Origin of the sequence: Falsihalocynthiibacter sp. CO-5D18, assembly GCF_041205445.1 — a bacterium.
Classification (GTDB): Bacteria; Pseudomonadota; Alphaproteobacteria; order Rhodobacterales; family Rhodobacteraceae; genus Falsihalocynthiibacter; species Falsihalocynthiibacter arcticus.
Window position 1 is genome coordinate 309,016 of sequence record NZ_JBGFCF010000004.1, and the last position, 25,308, is coordinate 334,323.

The window sequence follows — 25,308 nt, forward strand, 5'->3', positions numbered from 1 at the left end:
GGGCACCGCTGTAATGGATAGAAATGCATCAGAAAACTACACCCGCCCGATCAGACGCATTCTGGTCGGGATTATGGTTGTTCTGCTTCTGGTGCTCTTTCTGATTTGGCGGATCGACAACCCACGGATGGAGCGATTTCGCGCTCAATTTATTGACACAATTATTCCGAGTTTTTCGTGGGCAATGGCACCAGTTTCGGCCGCGAGCAACATGATCGAGGATTTCCAAAGCTACACTAAAATATACGAGCAAAACCAAGAGTTGCGCCGAGAATTACAACAAATGAAAGCTTGGAAAGAAGCCGCGCTGCAACTGGAACAGAAGAATGCCCGCTTGCTTGATTTAAACAATGTGCGTCTTGATCCCAAATTGACCCACGTCACCGGCGTGGTTTTGGCCGACAGTGGCAGCCCGTTTCGCCAGTCGGTTTTGTTGAATGTTGGGTCGCGCGACGGGATTCATGATGGCTGGGCGACAATGGACGGCATTGGCCTTGTCGGGCGAATTTCTGGCGTCGGGAAGGACACATCGCGCGTCATTCTTTTGACCGATAGCAACAGTTCGATCCCCGTCACCATTCAACCCTCAGGGCAACGCGCCTTGCTCAATGGCGACAACTCAATCGCGCCGCTTTTGGAATTTGTCGAGAGCCCCGAGCTTGTCCGTCCGGGAGATCAAGTTGTCACTTCGGGCGATGGCAACGTTTTCCCAGCGGGGCTTTTGGTGGGGCAACTCGCGCTTGGCCCAGATCGACGCTTGCGAGTGCGACTCGCCGCTGACAATGAGCGGCTCGAGTTTTTGCGCGTCTTGCGCAGCGGTACAATCCATTCGTTGATGGAGAACGGCACGCTCATTTTGCCCAATGGAGAGGCGCTTCTACCTCCTCTCGTTGAGCAAGAACTTCCCCTGCCGGAGGTCGCGATCAGTGAGTGAGCATTCGGAAACTGGCAATTGGGTTTATGTGATCCTATATGTAGGAATTGCTGGAATTGCCCTATTCTCGCATCTGTTACCCCTTTCAACTGCCCCCTCAAGTTGGGCTGGACCTGATGTGATACTCTGTTTGACCTATGTTCTTGTAATGCGCCGACCGAAGACCATTCCGATTGGGCTTATCGCGGGTGTTTTTATTATTCTTGACCTCTTTCTTTTGCGCCCCCCGGGGTTGCTGACGGCCTATGTTGTGATTGGGGCCGAATTTTTGCGCAGCCGCGCGCGCGTAAATAGCGAGTTGCCGTTTTTCGTCGAATGGGCGCTGGTTGCGAGTGTCATTTGCGGGGTACTTTTGGGCTATCGGTTCACGTTGTTCATTGTCGCAATCGACCTCTCAACACTCGGTCTCAGCCTTCAACACTTAATCGGCACTGTGTTGCTGTATCCGGTTTTTACCGTCCTTTTGGGATGGCTCACCCTTCTTGGCACAACCGGTAAACTTGCGGAATCCAAAGGGAGGTCGTCATGAGGCGGCCTCCAAAAGATACAGAGGAAAGCGCGCGCAAAATCACGCGGCGTGGCCTTATTCTGGGAGCGAGTCAGGTTGGTTTCATGGGGCTTTTGGTTCTGCGGATGCGGCAATTGCAAGTGGATCAAGCAGACCAGTTCCGCAACCTCGCAGAAGAAAACCGCGTCAACATGCACCTTTTGGCCCCCGCACGCGGGCTGATCTATGATCGCAACGGCAACGTCATTGCGCAAAATCAGCAAAACTATCGCGTGGTGGTGCGTAAGGAAGACAGCCGCGATTTGGATGTTGTGTTGGAGCGGCTGTCCCACATCGTTGTCCTGACGCCCAGTGATATCGCGCGGATTAAAAAAGAGTTGCGCAATGCGGGACCATCCGCGCCCGTTACAATCGCGGACCGCCTCTCGTGGGAAGCCTTCGCCAAAATCGCCGTGAACGCGCCCGCCTTACCGGGGATCACGCCCGAAGTTGGCCTCTCGCGCGCCTACCCCTATGGCGCGGATTTCGCCCATGTGGTGGGATATGTTGGCCCTGTGAGCGACTATGATTTGCAACGCATAGATGACGGAGATCCGTTGCTGCGCATCCCTCGGTTCCAGATCGGAAAATTTGGAACCGAAGCAAAAACCGAGAAAACCCTGCGCGGGTCGGCCGGCGTAAAACGTGTAGAAGTCAACGCAACGGGACGCATTATTCGGGAAATTGACCGCGAAGAGGGCCAAGCGGGCAAGGCGATTCAACTGACGTTGGACGCTGACCTTCAGAAGTATTGCTTAGCGCGAATGGAAGGGCTGAGTGCTTCGGCAATTGTGATCGATGTGGAGAATGGCGACGTGGTTGCCTGCGCTTCGGCACCGTCCTTTGATCCGAACCTGTTTGTAAAAGGGATCTCAGTGAAGGATTATTCAACCCTCACCCAAGACCCCTATCGCCCCCTCGCGAGTAAAACCGTACAAGACCGCTACCCTCCCGGATCGACCTTCAAAATGGTGACGGCTCTTGCCGCCCTAGAGGCAGGCGTCATCACTCCTCAAGAAACGATCCGCTGTCGAGGCTATGTTGAAGTTGGCGGGCGTCGGTTTCACTGTTGGAAACGCGCAGGGCACGGGAATGTGAATCTTCACAACTCCCTAAAAATGTCCTGTGACGTGTATTACTACGAAGTCGCACAGCGTGTCGGGATCGACAACATTGCCGCAATGGCCCGTCGTCTTGGGTACGGCACAAAATTTGACATCCCAATGTCAGCGGTTTCGGCTGGTGTGGCACCGGACAAAGCGTGGAAACGCGAGGAACTTGGCAAAGAGTGGGTCATTGGCGACAGTTTGAACGTCTCGATCGGACAGGGCCTCGTCCTTGCCACCCCGCTTCAAGTGGCCGTCATGTCAGCACGTTTGGCCACCGGAAAATCCGTAGAACCTCGGATGATTGCATCGCTGGATGGGATCAAACAACCCGAACTTGGCGGCACGGATATGGGGATCAATGAAAACCATTTGCGGGCGGTACGAAAAGCCATGTTCGCCGTTTCAAACGAATCCGGCGGCACGGGGTATGGGTCGCGTATTGTCGAGGATTCCATGCGCATCGCGGGGAAATCTGGCACGTCCCAGTCGGGAAACAGTATTGTGCGCAATGCCGATGTCGAGTGGGACAAACGCGACCACGCGTTGTTTACGGGGTTTGCCCCATATGAATCACCGAAATACGCGATCTCAGTTGTGGTTGAACACGGTGGCGGTGGGTCATCAACGGCTGCTCCGATCCTGCGTGACATTGCGTTGCAGGCCCTCTATGGCGGCACGCCCCCGCTCGAAGCCTATCCCAGCAACGACCGCGCCACCATCCGCACCCAACAGCTTCGCATCCAAGCCCTCGACCCCAACCAAGTCGAAGCTGAGCAAGATCCCGTATGAGTTATCTTGAGTATAACGTCAAAACGACGCCACGGGGTTTTCGCAAAATCCTCTATTTCAATTGGCCTCTTTTGCTGCTGCTAGCTACGGTGTGCTGTGTCGGATTTATGATGCTTTATTCGGTGGCTGGTGGTTCCATGTTCCCATGGGCCGAGCCGCAGATAAAACGGTTTGGCCTTGGTATCGTGCTTATGTTTGCAATCGCAATGACGCCGATTTGGTTTTGGCGCAACATCGCGACGGTGGCCTATATTGGTACGCTTGTTTTGCTTGTTGTGGTGGATTTAATCGGCGATGAAAGCAAAGGATCGCAACGCTGGATTGATCTTGGTTTCATGCGCCTGCAACCATCCGAACTGATGAAAATCTCCCTCGTGATGCTGCTCGCTGCCTACTACGACTGGCTCGATATTAAGAAAACCTCACATCCCTTGTGGGTACTTTTCCCGCTCTTAGTAATCGCAGTCCCAACGGCTTTGGTATTGCGACAACCCGACTTGGGCACGTCGATCCTACTGGTCACGGGTGGGGCAATCGTGATGTTTTTGGCGGGGGTCAGCTGGTGGTATTTCGGCGCGGTAATCGCCCTTGTTGTGGGCGCAGTCACTGCAGTTTTTAAGGTGCGCGGAACGCCTTGGCAATTCCTTAAGGACTATCAATACCGTCGGATTGACACGTTTATCGACCCTTCATTTGACCCCTCTGGTGCGGGATATCACATCACACAATCCAAAATCGCTTTTGGGTCGGGGGGATGGACGGGGCGTGGCTTTATGCAGGGCACCCAAAGCCGCCTAAACTTCCTCCCCGAAAAACACACCGATTTTATTTTCACGACTCTCGCCGAGGAATTCGGCTTTATTGGCGGTTTTTCCCTCCTTAGTATCTATTTGCTCATCATTATATTTTGCATGGTATCGGCCTTCCAAAACAAAGACCGATTTGCATCGCTGCTCACTCTCGGAATTTCTGCCGCCTTCTTTCTGTATTTTGCTGTGAATATGTCGATGGTAATGGGCCTTGCCCCTGTGGTCGGCGTCCCCCTGCCCTTGGTTTCCTACGGCGGATCTGCGATGATCGTTTTGCTCGCCGCATTTGGCCTCGTCCAAAGCGCCCATATCCACCGTCCGAGATAGGATTCCCCATGATTAATGTACTCTTTTCCGCGAAACCTGAGCGGTGGGGTTTTTATAAGGACGCCCTTAAATCAAGCTTCCAGAAAGCTGGTTTGGATGTGGATTTACGCTGCGAATTTGAAGACCCCGCGAGTGTGGACTATCTGGTTTTTGCGCCCAATGGTCCGGTTTCGGATTTCACCCCGTTCACGGGTGCGAAAGCCGTTCTTAACCTCTGGGCTGGAGTAGAGAATCTGACGAGAAATCCTACCCTCAACATCCCGCTGGCCCGCATGGTTGACACCGGCCTTACCGAAGGTATGCGCGAGTATGTTTGCGGGCATGTGCTGCGTCACCATCTCGGAATGGATACCTATATTCAGGCTAAACCTTTGGACTGGAAACAAAGTGTTCCACCTTTGGCGCGAAATCGAACTGTTGGAATTTTGGGGCTTGGCGCGCTTGGCCAAGATTGTGCGCGTAGTCTTGCCGCCCTAAATTTCAATGTATTGGGCTGGAGCCGCCGCCCCAAGGACATTGACGGAATTACCAGTTTCTCGGGGGACGCGGGCTTAAAAGCCTTGCTCTCAGAGGCTGAAATTCTCGTCCTTCTCCTGCCCCACACCCCACAAACTGAAAAAATAGTCAATGCCGAGGCTCTGGCACTTTTGCCCAAAGGAGCGGTCATTATTAATCCGGGTCGCGGCGCACTGATTGATGACAACGCGCTGTTAAGTGCCCTCTCAAATGGGCAGGTCGCGCATGCGACGCTTGATGTGTTTTGGCTTGAACCTCTGCCCTCGGACCACCCCTATTGGGCGCATCCAAACGTCACCATCACCCCCCATATCGCCTCAGAAACCCGCGCCGATACCGCGAGTGAAATCATCGCCGACAACATCAAACGTGGCGAGGCGGGGCAAGAGTTTCTCTTCCTCGTGGACCGCACTGCGGGCTACTAACGTAGAATTGGCGGCTTGCTAGGGTCGGACCCTGGGGCCGCGATTTCAACAGCTTCGGCCCGTTCGGGTTGTGGCAGATCAAAGCTCAAGGCGACCCGCAACAAGGGCGCCGTCAACTCGTCGTCACGCCCCACAAACACGACATCCAACTCCCCCGCCTCAATGCCAGAGAAGGTCAGGGCTTCGCTCACGGCATTCGCCAGCGCTTCTTCGGCCCCGAGCTTTGCGTCTAAAAACGCCAAAAGATGCCCACGCCGCCCAGATTTATAAGTCACTGCGGCCAAATGCGCGGAGGTCGCAAGGCCAACGGCAGAGGGAAGTTTTCGATCTAACGCGCCGAGCAACACATCCGGCAAACCTTTGGGCGGGTTAAGCTCTTGCGGCACGTCCTCAACCTCTTCTGGCTTGTGATCGAGCGTTTGCAAAAGCCAGCCAAGTGCCTCTGAATCTAGAAGGTTTTCGCCCCCCTCAACCCCCAGATTAACGCCAAGCCCGATCCCCTGCTCCACAACCATATGCGCGATGATCCGCCCCGAGAGCGCCACATAGGGAGCCGCGTGTCCGGTGAAATCTACCAGACGTTCCTCACGATCAAAGGCCAAAACAAAACGCCCCTCCTCGGTTTCAAACAGCTCAGGTGAGATTTTGTCTGCATCCGCTTCCCTTTCAAGCAATAGGAACAACTCACTATCAGCAAGGCGCTCAAAATACGGCAACCGCGCGGTATCGCTTTCGGGGGTGGACAGCATAGCGGCATAGGCCACGTCGAGGGGAGTCTCAGTTTTCATTTAGCACCTCATGAACACGCGCGCGCAGGGCCGGAAGAAGGTTAGCCTCAAACCACGGGTTTTTCTTGATCCAGCCAGTATTGCGCCACGACGGATGTGGCAAGGGAAACACGTGCGGCGCATGACTGCGCCAATCTTGAACTGTCGCCGAGACGCTCGCGCCATTTGCGGCCCCAAGGTGGTATTTATGGGCGTAACCACCCACCAAAAGAGTTAATCGGGGCGATAAATGTTGCAAAATGTCAAGATGCCACGTTTTGCGACACACGGCAGGCGGTGGAAGATCGCTCCCTTTTTGGTCATACCCCGGAAAGCAAAACGCCATAGGGAGGATGGAAACTTGCGTGCGGTCATAAAACATTTCGCGTTCCACCCCCATCCAGTCTCGCAAGCGTTCGCCCGAGGGATCATCAAATGGGATACCGCTTTTATAAACCCGTGCTCCTGGTGCTTGGCCGGCAATCAAAATCGGGGCGCGACCATTCAACCAAATAATTGGACGTGGTTTATGGGCTGTTGAGGTTTGCGAAAAGCGCTCCTCGCACAGTACACAGCCTCGGATATTGCGGTCTAAATCTTGGAGGGTGCCAGTCATACGTTAGTTTTTCCCAATTTATGCGCGGCTTCAAGGGGCTTGACTAACTTCTATATTTCTACAATTATAGAAATATGAAAACAACTAATGCAAATCCCGATTCTCCGCTCGATATTCACGTGGCCGCCTCTAGCTTTGCGGCCCTTGGAAGCGAGCAACGCCTTGAAGTTTTACGCTGTTTAGTGCGCGCAGGACCGGAAGGCGCAACGATTGGCACCTTGGGCGAACGCAGTGGCGTAACGGGCTCCACCCTAACGCACCACCTGAAAATACTCACCCAAGCGGGCCTTGTAACGCAGGAGAAAAAGGGGCGCAGCGTTATTTGTGCTGCTGCGGCCTATTCCGAGATGCAAAAGCTTGCCGACTATCTCTTGCGCGAATGTTGCGCCGATTGCCCCTCTACAGACCACGAGCACAGCCATGTCTGAAACAACACACACCCATTCGCATACACCTTCCCCAAATGCGCCCCTCTGGAAACGCCTCGACATGGCGTGGGTGGCGATCCTCATCATCCCATTGCTCGTCGCTCTGTTCGATCCTGCACAATTTTTCCCGACTCTGAGCTTTGCCGGGTCTGCCATCCTTCACACGGGCGTTTTTATCGTTTTTGCTGTGCTGATGGTGGGATATCTCAAGGCCTCTGGCGCCGAAGCCCTGTTGGCGCGAGCCTTTGAAGGGCGCGAAGTTCGGATGATCTTTATGGCGGCGGCCCTTGGGGGCTTATCACCGTTTTGTTCCTGCGAAGTCATTCCTTTTATAGCAGCCCTTTTGGCGCTCGGCGCACCACTTTCGGCGGTTATGGCCTTTTGGCTGGCCTCTCCCTTGATGGATCCCGCCATGTTTTTGGTGACGGCGGGCACCCTTGGATGGGAATTTGCCTTTGCCAAAGGGATCGCCGCCATCAGCCTGGGGATCATGGGCGGCTTCACCGTAAAACTCTTTGCCAAAAGCGCCGTATTCGCAAACCCGTTGCGCAAAGCGGTCCAATCCTCGGGCTGTGGTTGCGGCCCCTCTCCTTTTGATGGCAAGCCCGTTTGGAAATTCTGGAAAGAAGCGCCAAGACGGACAGCATTTCGCCAAACCGTGGTCGAAAATGCGCTATTTTTGGGGAAATGGTTGTTGCTTGCGTATTTGATCGAAGCCCTGATGTTGAGCTATGTTCCGGCCGAAACCATCGCGAGTTTCCTTGGTGGCGAAGGTCTCAAACCTATCGCGCTCGGCGCTTTGATCGGAGCACCAGCTTATCTCAACGGTTTCGCCGCCGTGCCCCTCATCCACGCGCTTTTGGAACAAGGCATGAGCAACGGCGCGGCCATGTCCTTCGCGATCGCTGGGGGGGTAAGCTGCATCCCTGCGGCCCTCGCCGTCTGGGCCTTAGTCAAGCCGCGCGTGTTTGTGGCCTACCTCGGGATCGCCATGACGGGCGCGTTTGCAGCGGGGATTGTCTGGAATATTGTCGCTTGATTTTGTCAAGAAGTGCCACCTCTTTACAAGATGCGAGGTGGCACTTGTAGTTGCAAAATAGATTGATGCTAGCCCCAAGTTACGCCCATTTTCGCTTTTTCACTCAAAAATTCCACTTTGTCGTACCGAGCCAGAAAAGTTTGGCACACTCACTGACGGCTGACCGCAGACATGCTAGGCCTAAGGGAATCGAACAGTAGAGGAGAATTCAAGCTGTCAGGACATCATCATCATATTGACCCCAACTCTGGGAATACGCGGATTTTCTGGGCCATTACGGTCAATATTCTGCTTACAGTCGTGCAGATTATCGGTGGCATTTTGTCTGGTAGTTTGGCGTTGATTGCAGATGCAATTCACAATATGTCGGATGCACTCTCGCTTATTCTCGCTTTTGTGGCACGCAAGATCGCGCAAAGGCCCGCCGACGACACGATGACGTTTGGCTATGGCCGTGCGGAAATTGTGGCAGCTTTGATCAACTACACGACCCTCATCCTGCTCGGATTATATCTGACCTATGAGGCTGTGGCGCGGCTTTTCAATCCTGCCAGCGTTGACGGGTGGCTGGTAGTTGTCATCGCGTTTTTTGCGCTTTTAGTTGATGCTGCCACCGCTCTTCTGACCTACGCGTTGTCAAAACAAAGTATGAATATTCGCGCGGCGTTCCTCCACAATGTCGCTGATGCCCTTGGATCCGTTGCGGTCATCATCGCGGGCACCGTGATCATATTGTATGATTGGCGGCTGATTGACCCGCTTATTACGCTGGTAATTGCGGGCTATATCCTTTGGCAATCTGTGACTGAAATCGGCGGCGCGGTGCGTATCTTGATGCTCGGCAGCCCTCCTGATCTTGATACGCGCGCGATTTTAAAAGCCATACGCGCGGTATCGGGCGTGGAGAACGTGCATCATCTGCATCTGTGGCAAATGCAGGAACACGAGTCAGCTGTGGACGCGCATATTGTGATTAAGGCTGGCGTCTGGACCGAAGCAGACCGCGTGAAACTTGCAGTTAAGGACGCTTTGCGCGACGGGTTTGGACTGTCCCACATCACACTTGAATTGGAATGTCATGTCCATGCCTGCAAAGACCCTCAAGAAGTTGGACACATTGTCGCAAATTGATTTGGGTTGATTGAAATCAAAGTCAATTCGTATCGGGTTCAATACGCTTCCTCCATGATGGCGGACTTTCTCAGTGTCTTTTTTTGGGGTCTAATGAATGCGTGATGTCTTGATCTGGCTGAACGACCAGCTACTGCGCATGCAATGGCTTTCGGATTTGGTCACGTTACTGGTGCGCGAAGGTTTTGGCCTAAATCCCGCGAGCCAGATAGGGGGAAGCGTTCACTTCTTCATCTACGATGTTATTAAAATATTCATTCTGCTCTCGGTTCTGATCTTCAGCATTTCCTATGTGCAAAGCTATTTTCCTCCGGAACGCACCCGCCGCATTCTTGGGCAGCGGCAAGGTCTTGGGGCCAATGTTATGGCGGCTTTGCTTGGAACCATCACGCCATTTTGCTCCTGTTCCTCCATCCCGCTTTTTATTGGTTTTACGAGCGCGGGCCTGCCGCTAGCCGTAACTTTCTCGTTTCTGATTTCCTCGCCACTGGTCGATCTGGCCTCGGTGATACTCCTAGCCAGTATTTTCAACTGGAGTATCGCATTGGCTTATGTAGCGATTGGGTTGGTACTGGCCGTTCTTGGTGGAACCCTGATCGGCTATCTCAAGCTGGAAAATCAGGTTGAGGCCTTTGTCTATCAAAGCCCCGTCAGCGACCATGATAACAACGGCACAATAAGCCGTCGTGAACGACTGCGCTACGCCGCGGATCAAGTTATCGAAATTGTGCACCGTGTTTGGATCTATGTTTTGATCGGCGTCGGTATCGGCGCGGCCATCCACAACTGGATTCCGGAAACCTTCATTTCAGCCCTGCTAGGGCAGGATAAGTGGTGGTCGGTTTTGGTCGCGACATTCGCTGGCATTCCGATGTACGCCGATATTTTTGGCACGCTACCCATCGCGGAAGCCTTGGTGCAAAAGGGCGTTGGGTTGGGCACAGCGCTGACTTTCATGATGGCCGTTACAGCGCTGTCTTTACCGTCGATGATCATGCTTAAACGGGTAGTAAAACTGCCCCTGATGGCAGTGTTTGTCGGCATCGTCACCGTGGGGATTGTCCTGATCGGCTATATTTTCAATGCGACCGCACATCTATTCGTCTAAAAAGGGAGAGAAGAATGATCATCAAAATTTTGGGATCTGGCTGCAAAAAATGCGTGGCCTTGGCGGAGAATACCAAGACGGCTTTACAATCGGCCGCCTTGGATGCGGACATTGAGAAAGTGACCGATATTGTCGCCATCGCCAGTTATGGAATCATGTCCACACCCGGCCTCGTGATCGACGAAAAAGTCGTCTCAAGTGGGCGTGTTCTGAGCGCCTCTGAAATTGGGGCGTTGCTCAAGAGTATCTGAGATACTCAATCTAAAAACGACGACTGAACGAGTGCGCTTAGAAGACATGTAAAACTGGGAGATTTTCCACGCTCCTCGGGGTCCGAATATATTCGTCAAATCGGGCCGCAGAGTGCTTCAAGCTCAATTTTCAGGATAGCTATTGAACCTGGGAATTGGCAGGCACGCACCAGAACTCGACGGCCTTATCGAACTCTGCCGCGTAGAACGCCGAACTCTCGGGTCCGGAAGGGTCCCCGTGAAAGCGCCCAAAACGGCGTGCGCAATCGAAAAAGCCAGGCGCGGGCAACCCATCCCTCGCTTTGCTAACCACGAGGGCAGCGATCAACGGGCGCGCAGCAGCGACATCCTCCTCTATCAGGCACTCTAACGCGACTGTAAGTTGATGGATCGTATTTGGCGGCGAGAGGTCTAAGGCCTTCGCTAAACCTTGATAGGTGATCGGAGGCGCTTGCTCGGCAACTCGACAAAGAAGTGACCGGACGCGCAATGCCAAACCGTTACCCGCAGTGACGCTCTCAGTTGAACCAACATGTTGCACTAAATTTCTCCCAATCACCTCCAACCTGCGACGTTCTTGCCAAAGTGTCAATTTCCGAAAAAGACCCGCGCTAAAAGTAGCGTATTTGAATGCTGAGCCTAAATGGGAAGAACCATATTTTTTCCCTTTGGCATTCAAATAAACAGGCATCAATCGATATGTGCTTTGGAGCGAAATACGAGAATGCGGCTTTCTAATAGAAGCACCGGCCCCTGACAAAAAAGGGCCACTTAGACACGGCGCTTATGTTTTTCTAACCTAAAAGGGGGCGACTTTTCCGAACCATTTCAGAATGGTGGTCGTTGAAGGGATGTCATTTCAAGGTGTTTCCGCAGGCAATAGTATTAATGAAGCATGGGGAACTATGTGTGCTATTTGTCAGGAGGAATTTCTAAAGGGCCGAGCGCGAACTGGTCGCTCAAGGGATGAATGCCGAGACTCAGTTCAATAATGGGTAAATTAAAACACAGCTGTCATGTTTGTCGCGTTCAGAGGTGCCAAGACACCAGAAGTTGCCAGCCGATTCACTACTCAAAGCACATGTAATACAAAGGTTTCTGGGCAAAAAAACTACCGACCCCACGCCGCATGCGGATATCTGAAATACTCCCACACCAGACCTGAAACAAGCGGTCAGCTGTCAGATCCCGAAACAAGTAAGTGTAAATCATATGCTGAAGGTGTTTGACGTCCGGCGCGCGTTTTAAAACATCGCGCACAACCAATTAACTTGTCTTGGATTAAAACTTGTCGATTGTGGCGTCTTCAACCGGCAAGGGCCACACTACCCTTGGTACCCCGCAGCCATACTCTTGATCGCTGGACGCTTCCACGCAAACTTGGCATTGGAAGCAGGCGAATGGTTCTTTCGCTTCGTCTATTTTACGTCGCTCCAATATGCCCATCCACCGTAGCTAGAGGCCCAAAACCCTTCTGCCACGCGAATTTCCGCCTCGGTCCAGCCAACACAGGCGCATCCTAATTCACGGTCGAATGCAAATTCCAGGACTTGTTCCGACCGGTATGCATATCATCCCTTTCTCCACTCCGCTTCTTGAAGGACGTGCGAAAGCTTGTCCACGAGTGCGCGGACGCGCCTTGGTTGTGCGCGGCTTGGCGGAAAAAGCATTTGCAACAGAGTCGGCGACGGCGGATGATTTTCCAAGAGCGCGACAAGGTTGCCCGCTTTGATCTCAGCACTTACATCCAACTCTGATTTCAGAATGATGCCATGCCCTTCAAGACACCACTGCTGCACGAGAGCACTGTCATTGGCCACGCGGTTACCCCGCACAGACACGATTTGTGGGAGGGGACTTGGTCCGAACTGCCAGACATTATCCAACTTCGCGCCAAATCGCATCACCAAGCAATTATGCTCCTTTAGATCGGCAGGGATTTGGGGGGCTCCGTGTTTTTCCAAATAGGAGGGAGACGCACAAACAAACCTGCGACTATGACCCAAACTTTTGGAGCGCAGGGAACTGTCTATTGCGGGGCCAAACCGAAACGCCATGTCAAACCCCTCCCCCACGAGATCGACGTATCCGTCCGAGAGCAGTAATTCGATCGAAATCGCAGGATGATCGGACAAGAATTCCGTGATTCCTCTTGAAATATGGGTTCGCCCAAGATTGCTTGGGGCGCTTATGCGGATTGGACCCGAAAGCGTTTGCGCCCCAAACCGGATACGCGCTTCAAGGTCCTCAACTTCTCCGAGTACCTGCTTGGCGCCATCAACAAGCGTGCGACCTTCTTCGGTAAGGCTGATTGCGCGCGTTGTACGATTCAAAAGAACGACCCCGAAATGCGCCTCCAAGGCGGCTAAGCGTTCGGAAACGGTGGTTGAGGATAGCCTCAATTCGCGGCCAGCAGCAGTGAGGCTGCCTTTTTCGACGATTTGCAAGAAGAGGGCGATATTATTGAGCAACATTGTACGGTTTCTCCGGATTATTATTCCGAATACTGCCCGTTTATCCGCCGCACGCAAGTCGTTAAGTGATGTCACACAACAACAATGGAAACGTCAAAATGCCCAAACTTACCATCGTCGCCAATATTAAGGCCAACCCAGATCAAGTCGAGTTGGTCAAAGCCGAGTTATTGAAACTCATCGATGCGACCCGCGCAGAGGCCGGTTGTGTCAACTATGACCTTCACCAAGACAACGAAAACCCCAGCCACTTCATGTTCTATGAAAACTGGGACACCCGCGAATTGTGGCTAACGCATTTGAACGCTCCGCATATTGGTGCCTATAAAAAAGCAACCGACGGTGCGGTTGCTGAATTCATTTTGAATGAGATGACAATCGTGAGCTAAACGATTGAAATTAGGAGAAATACCATGAAAGCTGTTGCCCTTACACATTACCTACCCATCGAAGATCCAAATTCGTTTTTAGATGTGGAGCTTCCCAAACCGACGGCGCTGGGACGTGATCTTTTGGTCGCGGTCAAAGCCATTTCCGTTAATCCCGTCGACACAAAAGTTCGCAGCCCCAAAGATACGGTGGAAGAAACGCCACGCGTTTTGGGCTGGGATGCGAGCGGTGTTGTTGAGGCCGTGGGGCCAGAAGTGACGCTTTTCAAACCGGGTGACGCGGTCTATTACGCTGGCGATATCACACGCGCGGGGTCGAATTCCGAATTTCAACTCGTTGATGAGCGTATCGTCGGAATAAAGCCAAAATCTCTTAACTTTGCTGAAGCTGCCGCGTTGCCCCTCACAACAATTACAGCTTATGAATCGTTTTTTGATCGATTGGGGATCGACCGTGACGGTGCCAACAAGGGGCAAACCCTCTTGATTATTGGCGCGGGTGGGGGTGTTGGATCGATCGGCATTCAGCTCGCTAAAGCCGCGGGTCTTGTGGTCATTGCCACAGCGTCCCGTCCCGAAACGGTAAGCTGGGTTAAGGAACTTGGGGCGGATCACGTTGTGAACCATCGCCAACCAATGGTAGAGCAAGTCCGTGCCCTTGGCTTCCAACATGTTGATCATATTGCAATTTTCAATGACATGCGGCATTGGGATACAGCGGTTGAGCTTATTCGTCCCCAAGGAGCAATCGTCACAATCGACGACACCAATTTGCCGATGCCGATGGCGGGAATGAAAACCAAGGCTGCGAGTTTGCATTGGGAACTCATGTTCACACGCGCCATGTTTGAGACGCCCGACATGATAGAGCAGCACAAACTGCTCACCTATGTTTCGGGTGAAATCGACGCGGGGCGCATTCGGACGACCGTCAGCGAAATCCTCTCGCCGATCAACGCACAAAATATGCGTGCGGCCCACAAGCTCATTGAAACGGGCACTGCTAAAGGGAAAATTGTGGTCGAGGGTTTCTAGCGAACCTGTGCAACCAACCAATGGAAAAGGAGCTTCGCGGGGCTCCTTTTTTTTCGGTTTTGGGCGACTTAAAGGGATGTATGTTTACGCCCTTTCAAATTTTCGCGCCCACCGAAAACTCATCATGAGAAGGAACATGATCAAGAATTGCCCCGAAATGTCGCCGATCGAATAAGCGAGGGATGCGCGCAACATTTCCATCGGAGCCAGATCAAAATGATACAGGTTCAACGCCAGAGCATTGATCAACGATGCCATCACACCAACGATCAAGAGGCTGCGCCAATCGAAATTGGGTTTACCACCATTACCCACAGCGTTTTTCAACTTTTCGTAAATCCAGAAACTCAAAGGGGCACACAAAAGGCTTGCACCCACGGAGATAAGATTAATTTCAGCCCCGCCTTTCCAACCGCTTAAGTAGTAGTGGGTTTGCAAGGTGGCCGGCGCGAGAAAGACAACCGCCTTCCAACCATAAAAACGGGCCACCAAAACCCGTACGCCATGCGGCAAGTACAATAAGCTCGCGTAAACCGGAATGGTTCCAAACACGGCATTCTGAAAAGGGAAAATAATGAGAAACGTCACATAAAAACAAACTAGATAAGCGGATGTGACCAAAATCATTGGCACAATCCAAGTGCTATCACGGAACATTTGCAAACCATCCTATGCCCAAAGAACACCGCGCCAAAAACTTAAATAAACAATACTTTTCAATAAGATACCTGAAAATTCCCTCCCATTAAGCGCAGCCCGCCTTATGAGGTCTTAAAGTTAGCTTTCTTAAATCGATACAGACCCGTTTTCGTACCATCTTCATGAATAATATACCCTTTTGAAACCAGGGATTTTAGGGCGCGATGGAATGTGGGTTTCGTCAAGCTGTCGGTCAACTCATGGGATTTTATCAAACTGGAATGAATTGCGCTTCCGCCTTCCAAATCGATGACAGCATACAAAATAGACTTCTCGGACTCCGACAACGTGTCAAACCCCAAGTCCTTCTCCATCCCGAGAAGCATTTTTTTCAGCTGAGCAGCAATTGCAAAAACCGACATAGGATAGGCCTACTCCTTAAGATTATGTCCCTCTATTCTGCCACCAAACTGTAAACAATCAAGGAAATTATATTATTTCAACGGATAGACTGCCGTTTGGGGAAAGGGTTGCACCGAAGCACAACCCTGATACTCGTCAATCATGCCCTAACAATTGAGCATGAGGATTCTAGGTTACAGTATCAAATTGAGAATTGGTACAATTTTCGATCCCTTGTGCCCTAACCAAAAACGTAGATTCATTTCTTCTTGGCCAAGGGGTCGGCCTCATCCGACCTTGGGGCTGGTTTTTCACTCAAGATAGCCGCGATTTCCGAGGTTAAATCCGCCGCCCACTCTTGTGCATATTCGCGGACTTTGGATGTGTAGGTGTCATTTTCTTCATAGGAAAGTTCCGGATCATAGTGCTCTGCCATAGCCAGAATTGATTTTCGGTCACTCACATCAAAGGCCTGACACGCACGATCCGCTTGCGCGCGTGTGGCCCCCAGAGCCTCCAAACCAGAGCGCCCCATGCGCAGGGAACTATCGTAGGTTTCACGGATAACGTCTCGACATCCAGCGAACCAAAGATCGTACACATGATTTCGATCGATGGCGCGCGCCACAACATGCACATGCGGATGCGTCTGTGTTACGTATTTCACCAGTTCCGTGATCGCTTCTTTGCCGTCGATGGCAACGACCAACATCTTGGCCTGATCAATCCCCGCCGAATGGAGCATATCGGGGCGCGTCGCGTCGCCGTAATAGGCCCGGACGCCAAATTTACTCAACATATCGAGCTGCTTGGAGCTAAAATCAATCACAGTCGGCGTATAACCTGCGCTTTGTAAAATCCGCGACACAATACCGCCAACACGGCCATGTCCGGCAATAATGATGTGGCTATTCTCGGGAACCTCATCCGCCTCTCGCTCCAAATCAACTAGGTAGCGCGGCGCAATCACATGATCGTACAGAATGAACAAAGCCGGCGTCAGGAGCATCGACAGCGCCACAACGAGCAACAACTGGTCCGCGATTTCTGCGGGAATGACGTTCGCGCCAACGGTGAAGGACAGTAAAACGAACCCAAACTCACCCGCCTGCGCAAGGCCCATCGCAAACAGCCAGCGATCACTTCCAGAGAGTTTAAACAAAACGCCCAGAACAAAGAGAACACCCGCTTTGATCGCAATCAATCCGAGCGTAAGGCCGATGATTGACCCGAGATTTGCAAACAGCAGGGGGAAATTTACGCTGGCACCAACGGTCATAAAGAAAAGACCGAGCAAAAGGCCTTTGAACGGTTCGATGTCGGACTCAAGCTCGTGGCGGTATGGGCTATTGGCCAAGACAACGCCGGCGAGAAACGTGCCCAACGCAGGCGAGAGGCCGACAAGAGACATGAGCAAAGCAATGCCGATCACAATCATCAACGCCGTTGCGGTAAACAACTCGCGCAATTGGGCACCCGCGATAAAGCGAAAAATCGGGCCTGTCAGATAATTGCCACCAATGGCGACGGCAGCAACGGCAGCAATCGTAACAAGCGTGGTTTGCCAAGCATTTAACTCGGCGACCAGACTCATCCCATCTTCATGTGCACCGGCGTCAGCGACCGATGCGGCGTGCTGCACCACATCTGTTAGGTCGGTAAGCGCCAACAAAGGAATGAGGGCCAGCATCGGGATCACGGCAATATCTTGGAACAGCAGCACAGAAAAACTGGCCTGCCCGCCATCGCTTTTCATCAACCCCTTTTCACCAAGGGTTTGCAGCACAATGGCGGTCGAGGACAGGGCAAAGACAAGCCCAATCGCGAGGGCAATACTCCACACATGGCCAAGTGCCATTGCCGCGAGCATCACAGCGCCCGTCGTAAAGGCAACTTGTGCGCCCCCAAGACCGAGGAGTTTTGCCCGCATAGCCCAGAGCAGTTTTGGCTCAAGCTCCAACCCGACGAGGAACAGCATCATAACAACCCCGAACTCGGCGAAATGCTGAATCGACACGACATCGACGTGCAGGAGCGCAAGCAAAGGAGAAATGAGGATACCCGCGATCAAATATCCAAGCACCGATCCCAACCCGAGCCGTGCCGCAATAGGTACCGAGAAGACCCCCGCGATGAGGAAGATAAAGGCGAGAAGTAAAAAATCTGTCATTTTTGGGCGTCCAATTTTTGGGGTCAGGTAAAACTAGCCGCGTTTTGGCACCAAAAATAGGAAAAACACTGTGCGTGCTTGCGCAATACGTGTGTGCGCGCCCGTTTCCCCGTTGCTACATGGGTTTCGCTAGGGCGTGAACAAGCCCGCGTTGCGCGCAATCATGGCCGCATGTGTACGATTGTTCGCCCCAATTTTTCGCGACAGGTTTTTCATATGGAGCTTTATCGTCACCTCGCGCAGATCCAATTCTCGCGCAATTTCCTTATTGGACAATCCGCGGCAAACCCCCTCAAGAACTTCACACTCACGTTGCGTAAAATCTTTAATTATCGGGTGGACTTCGGCCTTTTCGCCCGTGGATTCCATAAAGGCCGTAGGTAAGAATATTTCGCCCGACGCCATAAATCGCACGGCACTCACAAGCGATTTTGCATGCATCGTTTTTGGGACAAACCCAGCGGCCCCCGCGTTAATGGCCTCCACTGCGGTTTCTTTGCTGGCCACACCCGACATAATTGCCACGGGCTTGCCCTGAGAAACTTTGATCGCTGCGGCAAGGCCTTCAAGTCCGACCATCCCTGGCATACTAAAATCCAAAAGCGTGAGATCATAAGGACGCCCTGTGTTGAGAAGCTCAAGCGCGGTTGGAAAATCCGTTGCCACAGCAACATCCATATCTGTCTCGTTAGCAAGAAGGGAAGAGATCATATCAAGCACCATTGTATGATCATCGATAACCAGAACGCGCAAAAATATCTCCTAGAAATCCATCAAAACCCGAAACTCTTCCGCGCAAGCCTTTACGCCGAAAAAAGAAAGCCAATACAAATCGCAAAAAAAATAAATACTATACAAAAGTATAGACAACTATCCCAAATTGCCAAAACATTTTTTATCGCAGAGACTATATAATAAAAACAATTGAAAAGGACGGTCAATGTATTTCAAACCGGTTTCCATAATTGGCACAGCTGCCATCTTCGCGATCTCACTCACGGGTATAACATACGCGAGTCAAGAGCAGCAGCCACATTCGGAAATTGTATTGACGGTGTCTGGGCAAAACATATTGGGGTATGAAAAGGAAGGGAGTGCTGCGTTTTCAATTGATATGCTCCAAGCACTCCCTAGCGAAACTTTTGTGACCTCGACAATATGGACTGAAGGCGTGCACCGGTTTAAAGGTGTCCCGCTCTCGACACTTCTTGCACAAGTTAAGTCGATTGATGGCGCTGAGCCGGTGACCCTGCGCGCGCGCGCAGCAAATGACTATGCCATCAATTTTCCAGCGCCGGAGGCTGACGATCTCTATCCTATTGTTGCGTATGAAATGGATAGAGAGCTTATGTCCTTGCGAGACAAAGGCCCACTTTGGATTGTTTATCCCTTTGATACTCAAAAAAAATACCGCACAGAGACCATTTATACTCGCAGCATTTGGCAACTCGAAGAAATTGAAGTCCTCGAGTAGTTTTTTCTCCTCAACGCGAAGATTGCACGCTAAGGTTGCTTTGCGGAAGCGCACCTCCGGAGTTTAGGCGCGAAACCTTCAAGGAGCCGAATGAGCAACATCCGAAAATTCGGCCTCCAACAGTGGCGTTTTGTTGTTCTGAGCCTAGCAATTTTTGGGCTTGTCGCGGCGGTTATCCCCCTGAGTCAATCAGTGCGCGACCATCTTGAACTGCTTGAGTCCTCTCCGAATGGTGGCTCACAATGGACACTAACGCAGCTGAACGTCGAGCAGGCTCGTCTGCAACAAGCTCTCCTTTTGGCAATGCGATCTCCAGATGCGGATTTGGCCCCCCTTCGGCGTAGATTTGATTTGTATTATTCGCGCTCAGAGACTGTTACTTCTATGCGGAGTTCCAAATATCTTACGCCAGATGCGCAGCTAATTGCGCTTCTGGATTCACTCCAAGCCCAAACAATTGAACTTGCAACGATCATCGACCAGCCGGATAAAGAACTGCGGTATGACCTTCCAATTCTATATGCGCAAATTGAGGCTCAGGACACGTTTTTGCAAGAGCTCTCAAGCAAAACAACCAAGATTTTTGCCAAAACTTCTGATGATCACCGCGCACAGTTGTCCAAACTTCTTATTCAAATTTTGGTCATCGCCCTCCTCCTGGCGGTTTCGTTTATTTCAGTCGTGGTCCTCCTCTATCGTTCCGTTCGTGAAGCACGGGCAACTCAAGTAACTCTGACCAATGTCACAGCGCGCCTGCAGTCGACCATCGGGGCGTCGCTTGATGCGGTAATTGTCAGCGATCAAAATGGTGTTCTCTTGGATTATAATGGCGCCGCCGAGCATGTTTTTGGCTATTCGCGCGACGAAGTTCTGGGCAAACAGGCCCTTCACTACCTTATCCCCGAAAGCAATCGATCGATCATGCGCTCGGAAATCCGTCAGCATTTGGAAACCGGCGAGAGCCCCCTTGTTGGAAAGGGGCTCCTGCAACTTAACGGGTTGAAAAAAGGGGGTGAAGTCATCCCAATCGAGATTTCGATTGCACCCGCTGTCGATGGCGACCAAACGATTTTCATTTCCTTTGTGCGCGACATCTCGGAGCGCGAGGCCATCAAGGAAAATATCCTGCGGTCCCGCGACGAAGCCCTCAAAATGGCCAAGGCCAAATCCGACTTCATTACAATTATGAGCCACGAAATGCGTACGCCTTTAAATGGGGTCATTTCCGCACATGAAGTTTTGTCCTCCACGACGCTTACGCCCTATCAAAACAAATTCTTTTCGATCGCGCGCTCGTCGGCTGCCCATCTTTTAAGCCACGTCAATGATGTTCTAGACATCGCAAGCTTGGATGCCTCAGAAACGGCCCCCCGCAAAGACAGGTTTAGTCCGCTAGAAGCCATTGAGGAGATTATGGAGAACGCCCAGTCCCTGGCCCGCGCGCGGGGGAATTCGTTGGGCGCTGATTTCACGGGGGCAGATGCCGGTTTTTACATTGGCGACAAAAGGCGTTTTCGGAGCATCTTAATTAATCTTTTGGGGAACGCGATCAAGTTCACTCAAAATGGGCACATCCAGATTGATTTTGGCACATTTTTGCAAGACGACGAAACTGTTTGCTTTGAGGTGCATGTGACTGACAACGGACTCGGCATTCCCAAAGACAAGCTAGAGGATATATTCAACGATTTCGTGCGGTTGAACACTGGATACGACCGTGACGCAGATGGAACCGGCCTTGGGCTCAGCATTACCCGCCGCATGGTTCAAACGATGAGCGGCGAGATGGGGGTTGAAAGCGAAGTCGGTGTGGGGAGTACATTTTGGGTAAAGCTTCCGTTTGTAAATTGCCCATCGCCAGAGACAAACCTAGGCGAGCCCGCCTTCAACGCGCCCCCGTCCGTTGGGAACCGTTCACAAGGCATTCGGGCCCTTTTAGTGGAGGATAATGCGATCAATAGGACGCTCATGCTGGAGTTTCTTGAGGATGTGGGCCTAGAGGTGCAGACTGCAGAAAACGGGCAAACGGGAGTCGAGGCGGCAAATGCAACGAAGTTTGACTATATATTCATGGATATCAGCATGCCGGTATTAGACGGCATCGCCGCCACGAAAATGCTCCGAGGGAATATGAAGGGCGCGTCTGCGGATGCAAAAATAATTGGCTTCACAGCCCATTCAAGCCAAGAAAGCCGTGATGATTGCCTTGCTGCGGGGATGTATGATGTTCTTGTTAAGCCAGTCAGCCGCGCAGGCATTCTCTCTGTCTTGGGATTTAAGCCCGTGGCCAAAACGGAGGCACCTACCCTTGCTGGCGAGCTTTTGGACATCCAACAGATAGAAAGTATTAGGGACATCCTCGGCCCTGAACGCTTTGCAAAAACCTGCGCCCGTTTTCGCAGCGAAATGAAAAAGGGGTTTCAGGATCTCATCCAAGATTTAAGCAATCAGCCGCCAGCCAGCCAACCCAAAGACCTTGTCATTCAAATTCACAGGCTTGCGGGCCTGAGCGCATCAATGGGAGCCAGCGCGCTTCACGCCAAATTAGCGGCAGCACAATCCGTAGCAGAGACTGACAATATTGACGCTCTTAGAGAGGAACTTAACGCAGCGGCAATTTGTTTGGAACTGACTTTGGGCGCAGAGGTCTATGATGAAGCGGTCACAGCCAATGCTGCCCCAAGGGAAAGGCCCCGTTAATCTTTTATGTGTTAGCATTTAAACAGCAATTTGAACTTGGGCCGCTAAAACACATGCTGGGTTCGAATATGATAAAGACCGCGACGCTGCTCTAAACAGTGAACATAATAGGGACACGCCGCACAAAACTCACTTAGGTCCGAATCTGGACGAAAATTATCAGTAGGAGCAAACAAACTGCCTCAAGACGCCTTAAACCGGAAAAACAGACTACGGTTTTTTCCGAAATTATCTTTATTGCCTGCCATTATTGCCGCGCTTCTGGTTGCGTCCGTTTGGTATGTGACGGAGCTTCAAACTAAAAAGATTTTTGCTCAGTCCTTGAGAGATGATGTCAGCACCCTAGCCAACGACGTACGTGCCAATCTTGAGATTCACCTCAACAGCGACCTCTACCTCGCGCAGGGTCTCGCAGCGGCGCTTTCGGTCGAACCCGACATGTCGCAGGAAAACTTTACTGAGCTTGCGGCGGAATTTTTCCGCAATAGTAAAAACGTTCGCAACGTGGCCGCCGCGCCAGACATGATAATCAAACTCGTTTACCCAACCAAGGGCAATGAGCCGACAATCGGCGTAGATTACAGAACGCTTCCGAATCAGCTGGCGTCCGTGCTGCAAGCTCGTGACACAAAAAAATTGGTTCTCACCGGGCCAGTCGAACTTGTTCAAGGGGGGCGAGCTTTTATTGGGCGCTACCCGATTTTCAACATGCACGCCCCGTCCGAACCCTTCTGGGGGGTCCTTGCAGCCGTCATTGATCTGGACCGTCTTTACTCAACGAGCGGCCTTTATGATCCGTATTCAAAAATCAGCATTGCCCTTGAAAGCCAAGATACTGTAAATGGCGAACGGAAGATGTTTTTTGGGAATATAGAAACAATTCAGAACACCCCCGTTCAAATGGAAGTTCGTCTTCCCACGGGCGCATGGCGAATTTCAGCGGTGCCAAAAGAGGGCTGGAAAACGATACCTCCAGCACTCTGGCTTCTTCGAAGTGCGTTTTTGGTTGCAGCCCTGATGATCATTGCGCCCATGCTTGCCTCCGCATTCCTCATACACCAGCGCCATGAGTATATTGATGTTCTTTCGGAGCAAAAGGGCGATCTACATCGGCAATCCCGACGCCTTCACCTCGCCATGGAAGCCGCTGGGGCTGGAGTTTGGGAATTTGATGTCGACAAAAAAACGATCATCTGGGATGCGCGGATGAATGAACTATATGGATACCCCCCCTCCTTTAGGGAACACTACCATACTGATTGGGCGGCTCGCATTCACCCGGAAGATCGCGAACGAGCAGAAGCTGATTTTGAGGCTGGGGTTGGTGGGCGCGTTCATTTTAGATCCGTTTACCGAATCCTATTGCCAAATGGCGGCATTCGCCATGTCCGTTCTTTAGCAAACATAATTCAATTCAAAGGGCGTACAAAAATTGTTGGAGTAAATTGGGATGTTACCGAAGAAACAGAAATGCAAAAATCGATCGAGGCCGCAAATCAAAATTTAAAAGAGAAAAACTTTGAAATAGAACTGGCGAGACAGCGCGTAGAGTTCCTTGCTCACCACGACGCACTTACTGAACTTCCCAATCGTCGCTTCCTTGATCAACGCCTTGAAGAACACAAAGTGAGCTACGCCGCGGGCGAAGCTTTTGCTGGTGTTCTCCAGATAGATTTGGACGGATTTAAGACTGTAAATGACACATTAGGCCATTTCGCAGGTGACAATATTCTAAATCAAGTCGGCAATATCCTAAGAACTCTTATTGACGATCAAGATCATGTTATTAGACTCGGTGGAGATGAGTTCATCATTTTCATTAGCAGAAAAAGTAAGAGTTTTTTCGCGCAAGAGAACCATCTGCAAACCCTCGCGGAAAAAATAATCCGCCGATTATCCTTACCTCTCAGTGTTTCAAATGGAAAAATAACAATTGGGGCGTCGATCGGTATTGCTACGGACGCTATTTCCACGACAACTCCACAAAACATCCTAAGGGACGCCGATGTCGCATTATATGAGGCTAAAATCTTGGGAAGAGGCCAGTTTCAACTCTGCGACGCAGAACTTCGACGCACTTTAGATCGCAAAAATAGTTTTCTATCTGAGATAGAAATCGCGCTGACAGAAGGGCAAATGATACCCTATTATCAACCCCAATACAGCGGTTCGGATTTGTCGTTTTTTGGTGTCGAAGCGCTCGCCCGTTGGAACCACCCAACCCGTGGCCTTCTCACTCCCAAAGATTTTCTTGAAAACGCAAAAGAAATAGGAAGAGATGCCGATATTGACCGTGCAATACTTCTTTGTGTTTTAGCAGATCGCATTAGCTGGCAAAAGGCGGGAGCCATTGTACCAAGGATTTCGGTAAATGTGTCCGCGAGGCAGATAGCTAGTCCACATATTTTGGATGACCTCGCAAAACTGGATATTCCACGTGGTTCCATATGTTTTGAATTAGTAGAATCGATTTTTATGGATGATGAAAATCAGATGCTGAAAGATAATGTTGCAGGCATAAAGGACATGGGAATCGAAATTGAAATCGATGATTTTGGGACAGGGTTCGCGTCGATTGTTGCCCTACAAAAGCTTCGCCCCATGCGCCTTAAAATTGACAATCAACTTGTTACTCCAATTAGTTTCTCCCCGTCCGCGCGGAAAATTGTTGCTTCTCTAATTGAGATTGGGCGCTCCCTTGATATTGAAGTTATCGCTGAGGGCATTGAAACCCAATTTCACATCGACACCCTTCGAAGCATGGGATGTCACGCGCTCCAAGGCTACGCACTTTGTCGGCCGATGTCGGGGGATAGCTTTTTTGAACTCCTCGTGCGAGATAAAATTCATGTGGGAAAAGTGACGACCTCATAGAACAGGCCAACATTCGCAAATCTTTCACTGTCTTTAACTTAAAAATACAAAACTAAAATTTGGTCAGACCGACGCGCGCCTTTGTATTAGATCTAGAAAATTTTGGCATAAACAGTAATAAAACGCTTCCCAAGAAACCCTCGGACGGTCGTGATGTTCTAAACTACTCATGTTTTTTAGAAGCTTTGGTCCGTTTCCTGCATCAGTTTATTTAGCAATTAGCAGTAGTCCCCCGGTAATCCCCCCTAAAATTAGTGGTGTTCAAAAGTAGAATTTTCTCGGCAAGATATCTGAGGAGATTTTTGATGAAGATGACGAGATATAGTGAACCCCAAATTCTTGCGATCCTACGCCA

At 51.3% G+C, this 25,308-nt stretch carries 23 protein-coding genes and 1 pseudogene; 16 read left to right on the forward strand and 8 right to left on the reverse strand.

The window, feature by feature from the left end; all coding sequences use genetic code 11:
• The first annotated feature begins 13 nt into the window (after nucleotides 1-13).
• From mreC to AB9F27_RS07970, 5 genes are read left to right on the forward strand one after another with little or no spacing between them, the layout of a single operon-like run.
• Entirely contained in the window at nucleotides 14-934 is a 921-nt protein-coding gene (gene mreC / locus AB9F27_RS07950) for a rod shape-determining protein MreC (protein WP_335585657.1), read from the forward strand.
• Nucleotides 927-1,463: a rod shape-determining protein MreD gene (locus tag AB9F27_RS07955; protein ID WP_335585658.1), complete on the forward strand. Its 537-nt coding sequence runs from the start codon at nucleotides 927-929 to the stop codon at nucleotides 1,461-1,463. Before mreC ends, AB9F27_RS07955 begins: the two co-directional genes overlap by 8 nt.
• Nucleotides 1,460-3,379 carry a penicillin-binding protein 2 gene (gene mrdA, locus AB9F27_RS07960; protein WP_335585659.1) on the forward strand — a complete coding sequence of 640 codons (1,920 nt, stop codon included), beginning with the start codon at nucleotides 1,460-1,462 and terminating at the stop codon, nucleotides 3,377-3,379. The genes AB9F27_RS07955 and mrdA overlap by 4 nt, the downstream gene beginning before the upstream one ends.
• Nucleotides 3,376-4,515, forward strand: a complete 1,140-nt coding sequence (rodA, locus tag AB9F27_RS07965) for a rod shape-determining protein RodA (protein ID WP_335585660.1) — start codon at nucleotides 3,376-3,378, stop codon at nucleotides 4,513-4,515. Before mrdA ends, rodA begins: the two co-directional genes overlap by 4 nt.
• A gap of 8 nt (nucleotides 4,516-4,523) precedes the next feature.
• Nucleotides 4,524-5,456 carry a glyoxylate/hydroxypyruvate reductase A gene (locus tag AB9F27_RS07970; RefSeq protein WP_335585661.1) on the forward strand — a complete coding sequence of 311 codons (933 nt, stop codon included), beginning with the start codon at nucleotides 4,524-4,526 and terminating at the stop codon, nucleotides 5,454-5,456.
• Here AB9F27_RS07970 and AB9F27_RS07975 read toward each other — a convergent pair.
• The gene (locus AB9F27_RS07975) at nucleotides 5,453-6,244 is read right to left on the reverse strand and encodes an SseB family protein (protein ID WP_335585662.1); all 792 of its coding nucleotides are present in this window, start codon (nucleotides 6,242-6,244) and stop codon (nucleotides 5,453-5,455) included. The two genes, AB9F27_RS07970 and AB9F27_RS07975, sit on opposite strands and share 4 nt — an antisense overlap.
• Nucleotides 6,234-6,839, reverse strand: coding sequence for a uracil-DNA glycosylase family protein (locus tag AB9F27_RS07980; protein ID WP_369757640.1), 606 nt, complete (start codon nucleotides 6,837-6,839; stop codon nucleotides 6,234-6,236). Before AB9F27_RS07980 ends, AB9F27_RS07975 begins: the two co-directional genes overlap by 11 nt.
• Before the next feature lie 74 nt (nucleotides 6,840-6,913).
• On the opposite strand from AB9F27_RS07980, the gene AB9F27_RS07985 reads away from it, so the two are divergent.
• The 5 genes from AB9F27_RS07985 to AB9F27_RS08005 all read left to right on the forward strand — a co-directional run bounded on the left by AB9F27_RS07985 (nucleotide 6,914) and on the right by AB9F27_RS08005 (nucleotide 10,796).
• Nucleotides 6,914-7,267, forward strand: coding sequence for a metalloregulator ArsR/SmtB family transcription factor (locus AB9F27_RS07985; RefSeq protein ID WP_335586777.1), 354 nt, complete (start codon nucleotides 6,914-6,916; stop codon nucleotides 7,265-7,267).
• Nucleotides 7,260-8,306 carry a permease gene (locus AB9F27_RS07990; protein ID WP_335586778.1) on the forward strand — a complete coding sequence of 349 codons (1,047 nt, stop codon included), beginning with the start codon at nucleotides 7,260-7,262 and terminating at the stop codon, nucleotides 8,304-8,306. Before AB9F27_RS07985 ends, AB9F27_RS07990 begins: the two co-directional genes overlap by 8 nt.
• A gap of 171 nt (nucleotides 8,307-8,477) precedes the next feature.
• Nucleotides 8,478-9,437: a cation diffusion facilitator family transporter gene (locus tag AB9F27_RS07995; RefSeq protein ID WP_335586779.1), complete on the forward strand. Its 960-nt coding sequence runs from the start codon at nucleotides 8,478-8,480 to the stop codon at nucleotides 9,435-9,437.
• 97 nt (nucleotides 9,438-9,534) lie between these two features.
• Nucleotides 9,535-10,545 (forward strand): permease, encoded by a 1,011-nt coding sequence (locus AB9F27_RS08000; RefSeq protein ID WP_335586780.1) that lies wholly within the window; start codon nucleotides 9,535-9,537, stop codon nucleotides 10,543-10,545.
• A 14-nt stretch (nucleotides 10,546-10,559) separates the two neighbouring features.
• Nucleotides 10,560-10,796, forward strand: coding sequence for a thioredoxin family protein (locus tag AB9F27_RS08005; protein ID WP_039004477.1), 237 nt, complete (start codon nucleotides 10,560-10,562; stop codon nucleotides 10,794-10,796).
• Nucleotides 10,797-10,935: 139 nt separating this feature from the next.
• Here the strand turns inward: AB9F27_RS08005 and AB9F27_RS08010 are convergent, their stop codons facing one another.
• Nucleotides 10,936-11,337 carry a hypothetical protein gene (locus tag AB9F27_RS08010; protein ID WP_335586781.1) on the reverse strand — a complete coding sequence of 134 codons (402 nt, stop codon included), beginning with the start codon at nucleotides 11,335-11,337 and terminating at the stop codon, nucleotides 10,936-10,938.
• A gap of 1,030 nt (nucleotides 11,338-12,367) precedes the next feature.
• On the reverse strand, nucleotides 12,368-13,270 hold the full coding sequence (locus AB9F27_RS08015; RefSeq protein WP_335586782.1) for a LysR family transcriptional regulator: 903 nt from the start codon (nucleotides 13,268-13,270) through the stop codon (nucleotides 12,368-12,370).
• Between the two features lie 98 nt (nucleotides 13,271-13,368).
• On the opposite strand from AB9F27_RS08015, the gene AB9F27_RS08020 reads away from it, so the two are divergent.
• Both AB9F27_RS08020 and AB9F27_RS08025 read left to right on the forward strand, forming a co-directional pair.
• Entirely contained in the window at nucleotides 13,369-13,659 is a 291-nt protein-coding gene (locus AB9F27_RS08020; RefSeq protein WP_335586783.1) for a putative quinol monooxygenase, read from the forward strand.
• Nucleotides 13,660-13,683: 24 nt separating this feature from the next.
• Nucleotides 13,684-14,694, forward strand: coding sequence for a zinc-binding alcohol dehydrogenase family protein (locus AB9F27_RS08025; RefSeq protein WP_335586784.1), 1,011 nt, complete (start codon nucleotides 13,684-13,686; stop codon nucleotides 14,692-14,694).
• Nucleotides 14,695-14,778: 84 nt separating this feature from the next.
• On the opposite strand, the gene AB9F27_RS08030 is transcribed toward AB9F27_RS08025, so the two are convergent.
• The 4 genes from AB9F27_RS08030 to AB9F27_RS08045 form a co-directional block, all read right to left on the reverse strand.
• On the reverse strand, nucleotides 14,779-15,351 hold the full coding sequence (locus tag AB9F27_RS08030) for a hypothetical protein (protein WP_335586785.1): 573 nt from the start codon (nucleotides 15,349-15,351) through the stop codon (nucleotides 14,779-14,781).
• 104 nt (nucleotides 15,352-15,455) lie between these two features.
• Nucleotides 15,456-15,755 (reverse strand): hypothetical protein, encoded by a 300-nt coding sequence (locus AB9F27_RS08035; protein ID WP_335586786.1) that lies wholly within the window; start codon nucleotides 15,753-15,755, stop codon nucleotides 15,456-15,458.
• Nucleotides 15,756-15,994: 239 nt separating this feature from the next.
• Entirely contained in the window at nucleotides 15,995-17,905 is a 1,911-nt protein-coding gene (locus AB9F27_RS08040; RefSeq protein ID WP_335586787.1) for a cation:proton antiporter, read from the reverse strand.
• 129 nt (nucleotides 17,906-18,034) lie between these two features.
• Complete coding sequence (locus AB9F27_RS08045; protein WP_335586788.1) at nucleotides 18,035-18,658, reverse strand: response regulator transcription factor; 624 nt, start codon at nucleotides 18,656-18,658, stop codon at nucleotides 18,035-18,037.
• Nucleotides 18,659-18,845: 187 nt separating this feature from the next.
• Between AB9F27_RS08045 and AB9F27_RS08050 the strand changes: the two genes are divergently transcribed.
• From AB9F27_RS08050 to AB9F27_RS08065, 4 genes and pseudogenes are all read left to right on the forward strand, one after another.
• Nucleotides 18,846-19,379 (forward strand): oxidoreductase, encoded by a 534-nt coding sequence (locus AB9F27_RS08050; RefSeq protein ID WP_335586789.1) that lies wholly within the window; start codon nucleotides 18,846-18,848, stop codon nucleotides 19,377-19,379.
• 90 nt (nucleotides 19,380-19,469) lie between these two features.
• Complete coding sequence (locus tag AB9F27_RS08055) at nucleotides 19,470-22,079, forward strand: ATP-binding protein (RefSeq protein WP_369757641.1); 2,610 nt, start codon at nucleotides 19,470-19,472, stop codon at nucleotides 22,077-22,079.
• Between the two features lie 438 nt (nucleotides 22,080-22,517).
• A pseudogene (locus AB9F27_RS08060) lies at nucleotides 22,518-22,850 on the forward strand (CHASE domain-containing protein); the annotation flags it as partial.
• 246 nt (nucleotides 22,851-23,096) lie between these two features.
• The gene (locus AB9F27_RS08065) at nucleotides 23,097-24,953 is read left to right on the forward strand and encodes a putative bifunctional diguanylate cyclase/phosphodiesterase (RefSeq protein WP_369757644.1); all 1,857 of its coding nucleotides are present in this window, start codon (nucleotides 23,097-23,099) and stop codon (nucleotides 24,951-24,953) included.
• Nucleotides 24,954-25,308: the final 355 nt, after the last annotated feature.

Bases quoted from the DNA above. Each gene is read 5' to 3' on its own strand.
- mreC (WP_335585657.1), top strand. From the start codon at position 14: ATGGATAGAAATGCATCAGAAAACTACACCCGCCCGATCAGACGCATT.
- mrdA (WP_335585659.1), top strand. From the start codon at position 1,460: ATGAGGCGGCCTCCAAAAGATACAGAGGAAAGCGCGCGCAAAATCACG.
- rodA (WP_335585660.1), top strand. From the start codon at position 3,376: ATGAGTTATCTTGAGTATAACGTCAAAACGACGCCACGGGGTTTTCGC.
- AB9F27_RS07970 (WP_335585661.1), top strand. From the start codon at position 4,524: ATGATTAATGTACTCTTTTCCGCGAAACCTGAGCGGTGGGGTTTTTAT.
- AB9F27_RS07975 (WP_335585662.1), bottom strand. From the start codon at position 6,244: ATGAAAACTGAGACTCCCCTCGACGTGGCCTATGCCGCTATGCTGTCC.
- AB9F27_RS07980 (WP_369757640.1), bottom strand. From the start codon at position 6,839: ATGACTGGCACCCTCCAAGATTTAGACCGCAATATCCGAGGCTGTGTA.
- AB9F27_RS07985 (WP_335586777.1), top strand. From the start codon at position 6,914: ATGAAAACAACTAATGCAAATCCCGATTCTCCGCTCGATATTCACGTG.
- AB9F27_RS07990 (WP_335586778.1), top strand. From the start codon at position 7,260: ATGTCTGAAACAACACACACCCATTCGCATACACCTTCCCCAAATGCG.
- AB9F27_RS07995 (WP_335586779.1), top strand. From the start codon at position 8,478: ATGCTAGGCCTAAGGGAATCGAACAGTAGAGGAGAATTCAAGCTGTCA.
- AB9F27_RS08000 (WP_335586780.1), top strand. From the start codon at position 9,535: ATGCGTGATGTCTTGATCTGGCTGAACGACCAGCTACTGCGCATGCAA.
- AB9F27_RS08005 (WP_039004477.1), top strand. From the start codon at position 10,560: ATGATCATCAAAATTTTGGGATCTGGCTGCAAAAAATGCGTGGCCTTG.
- AB9F27_RS08015 (WP_335586782.1), bottom strand. From the start codon at position 13,270: ATGTTGCTCAATAATATCGCCCTCTTCTTGCAAATCGTCGAAAAAGGC.
- AB9F27_RS08020 (WP_335586783.1), top strand. From the start codon at position 13,369: ATGCCCAAACTTACCATCGTCGCCAATATTAAGGCCAACCCAGATCAA.
- AB9F27_RS08025 (WP_335586784.1), top strand. From the start codon at position 13,684: ATGAAAGCTGTTGCCCTTACACATTACCTACCCATCGAAGATCCAAAT.
- AB9F27_RS08030 (WP_335586785.1), bottom strand. From the start codon at position 15,351: ATGTTCCGTGATAGCACTTGGATTGTGCCAATGATTTTGGTCACATCC.
- AB9F27_RS08035 (WP_335586786.1), bottom strand. From the start codon at position 15,755: ATGTCGGTTTTTGCAATTGCTGCTCAGCTGAAAAAAATGCTTCTCGGG.
- AB9F27_RS08040 (WP_335586787.1), bottom strand. From the start codon at position 17,905: ATGACAGATTTTTTACTTCTCGCCTTTATCTTCCTCATCGCGGGGGTC.
- AB9F27_RS08050 (WP_335586789.1), top strand. From the start codon at position 18,846: ATGTATTTCAAACCGGTTTCCATAATTGGCACAGCTGCCATCTTCGCG.
- AB9F27_RS08055 (WP_369757641.1), top strand. From the start codon at position 19,470: ATGAGCAACATCCGAAAATTCGGCCTCCAACAGTGGCGTTTTGTTGTT.
- AB9F27_RS08065 (WP_369757644.1), top strand. From the start codon at position 23,097: ATGATCATTGCGCCCATGCTTGCCTCCGCATTCCTCATACACCAGCGC.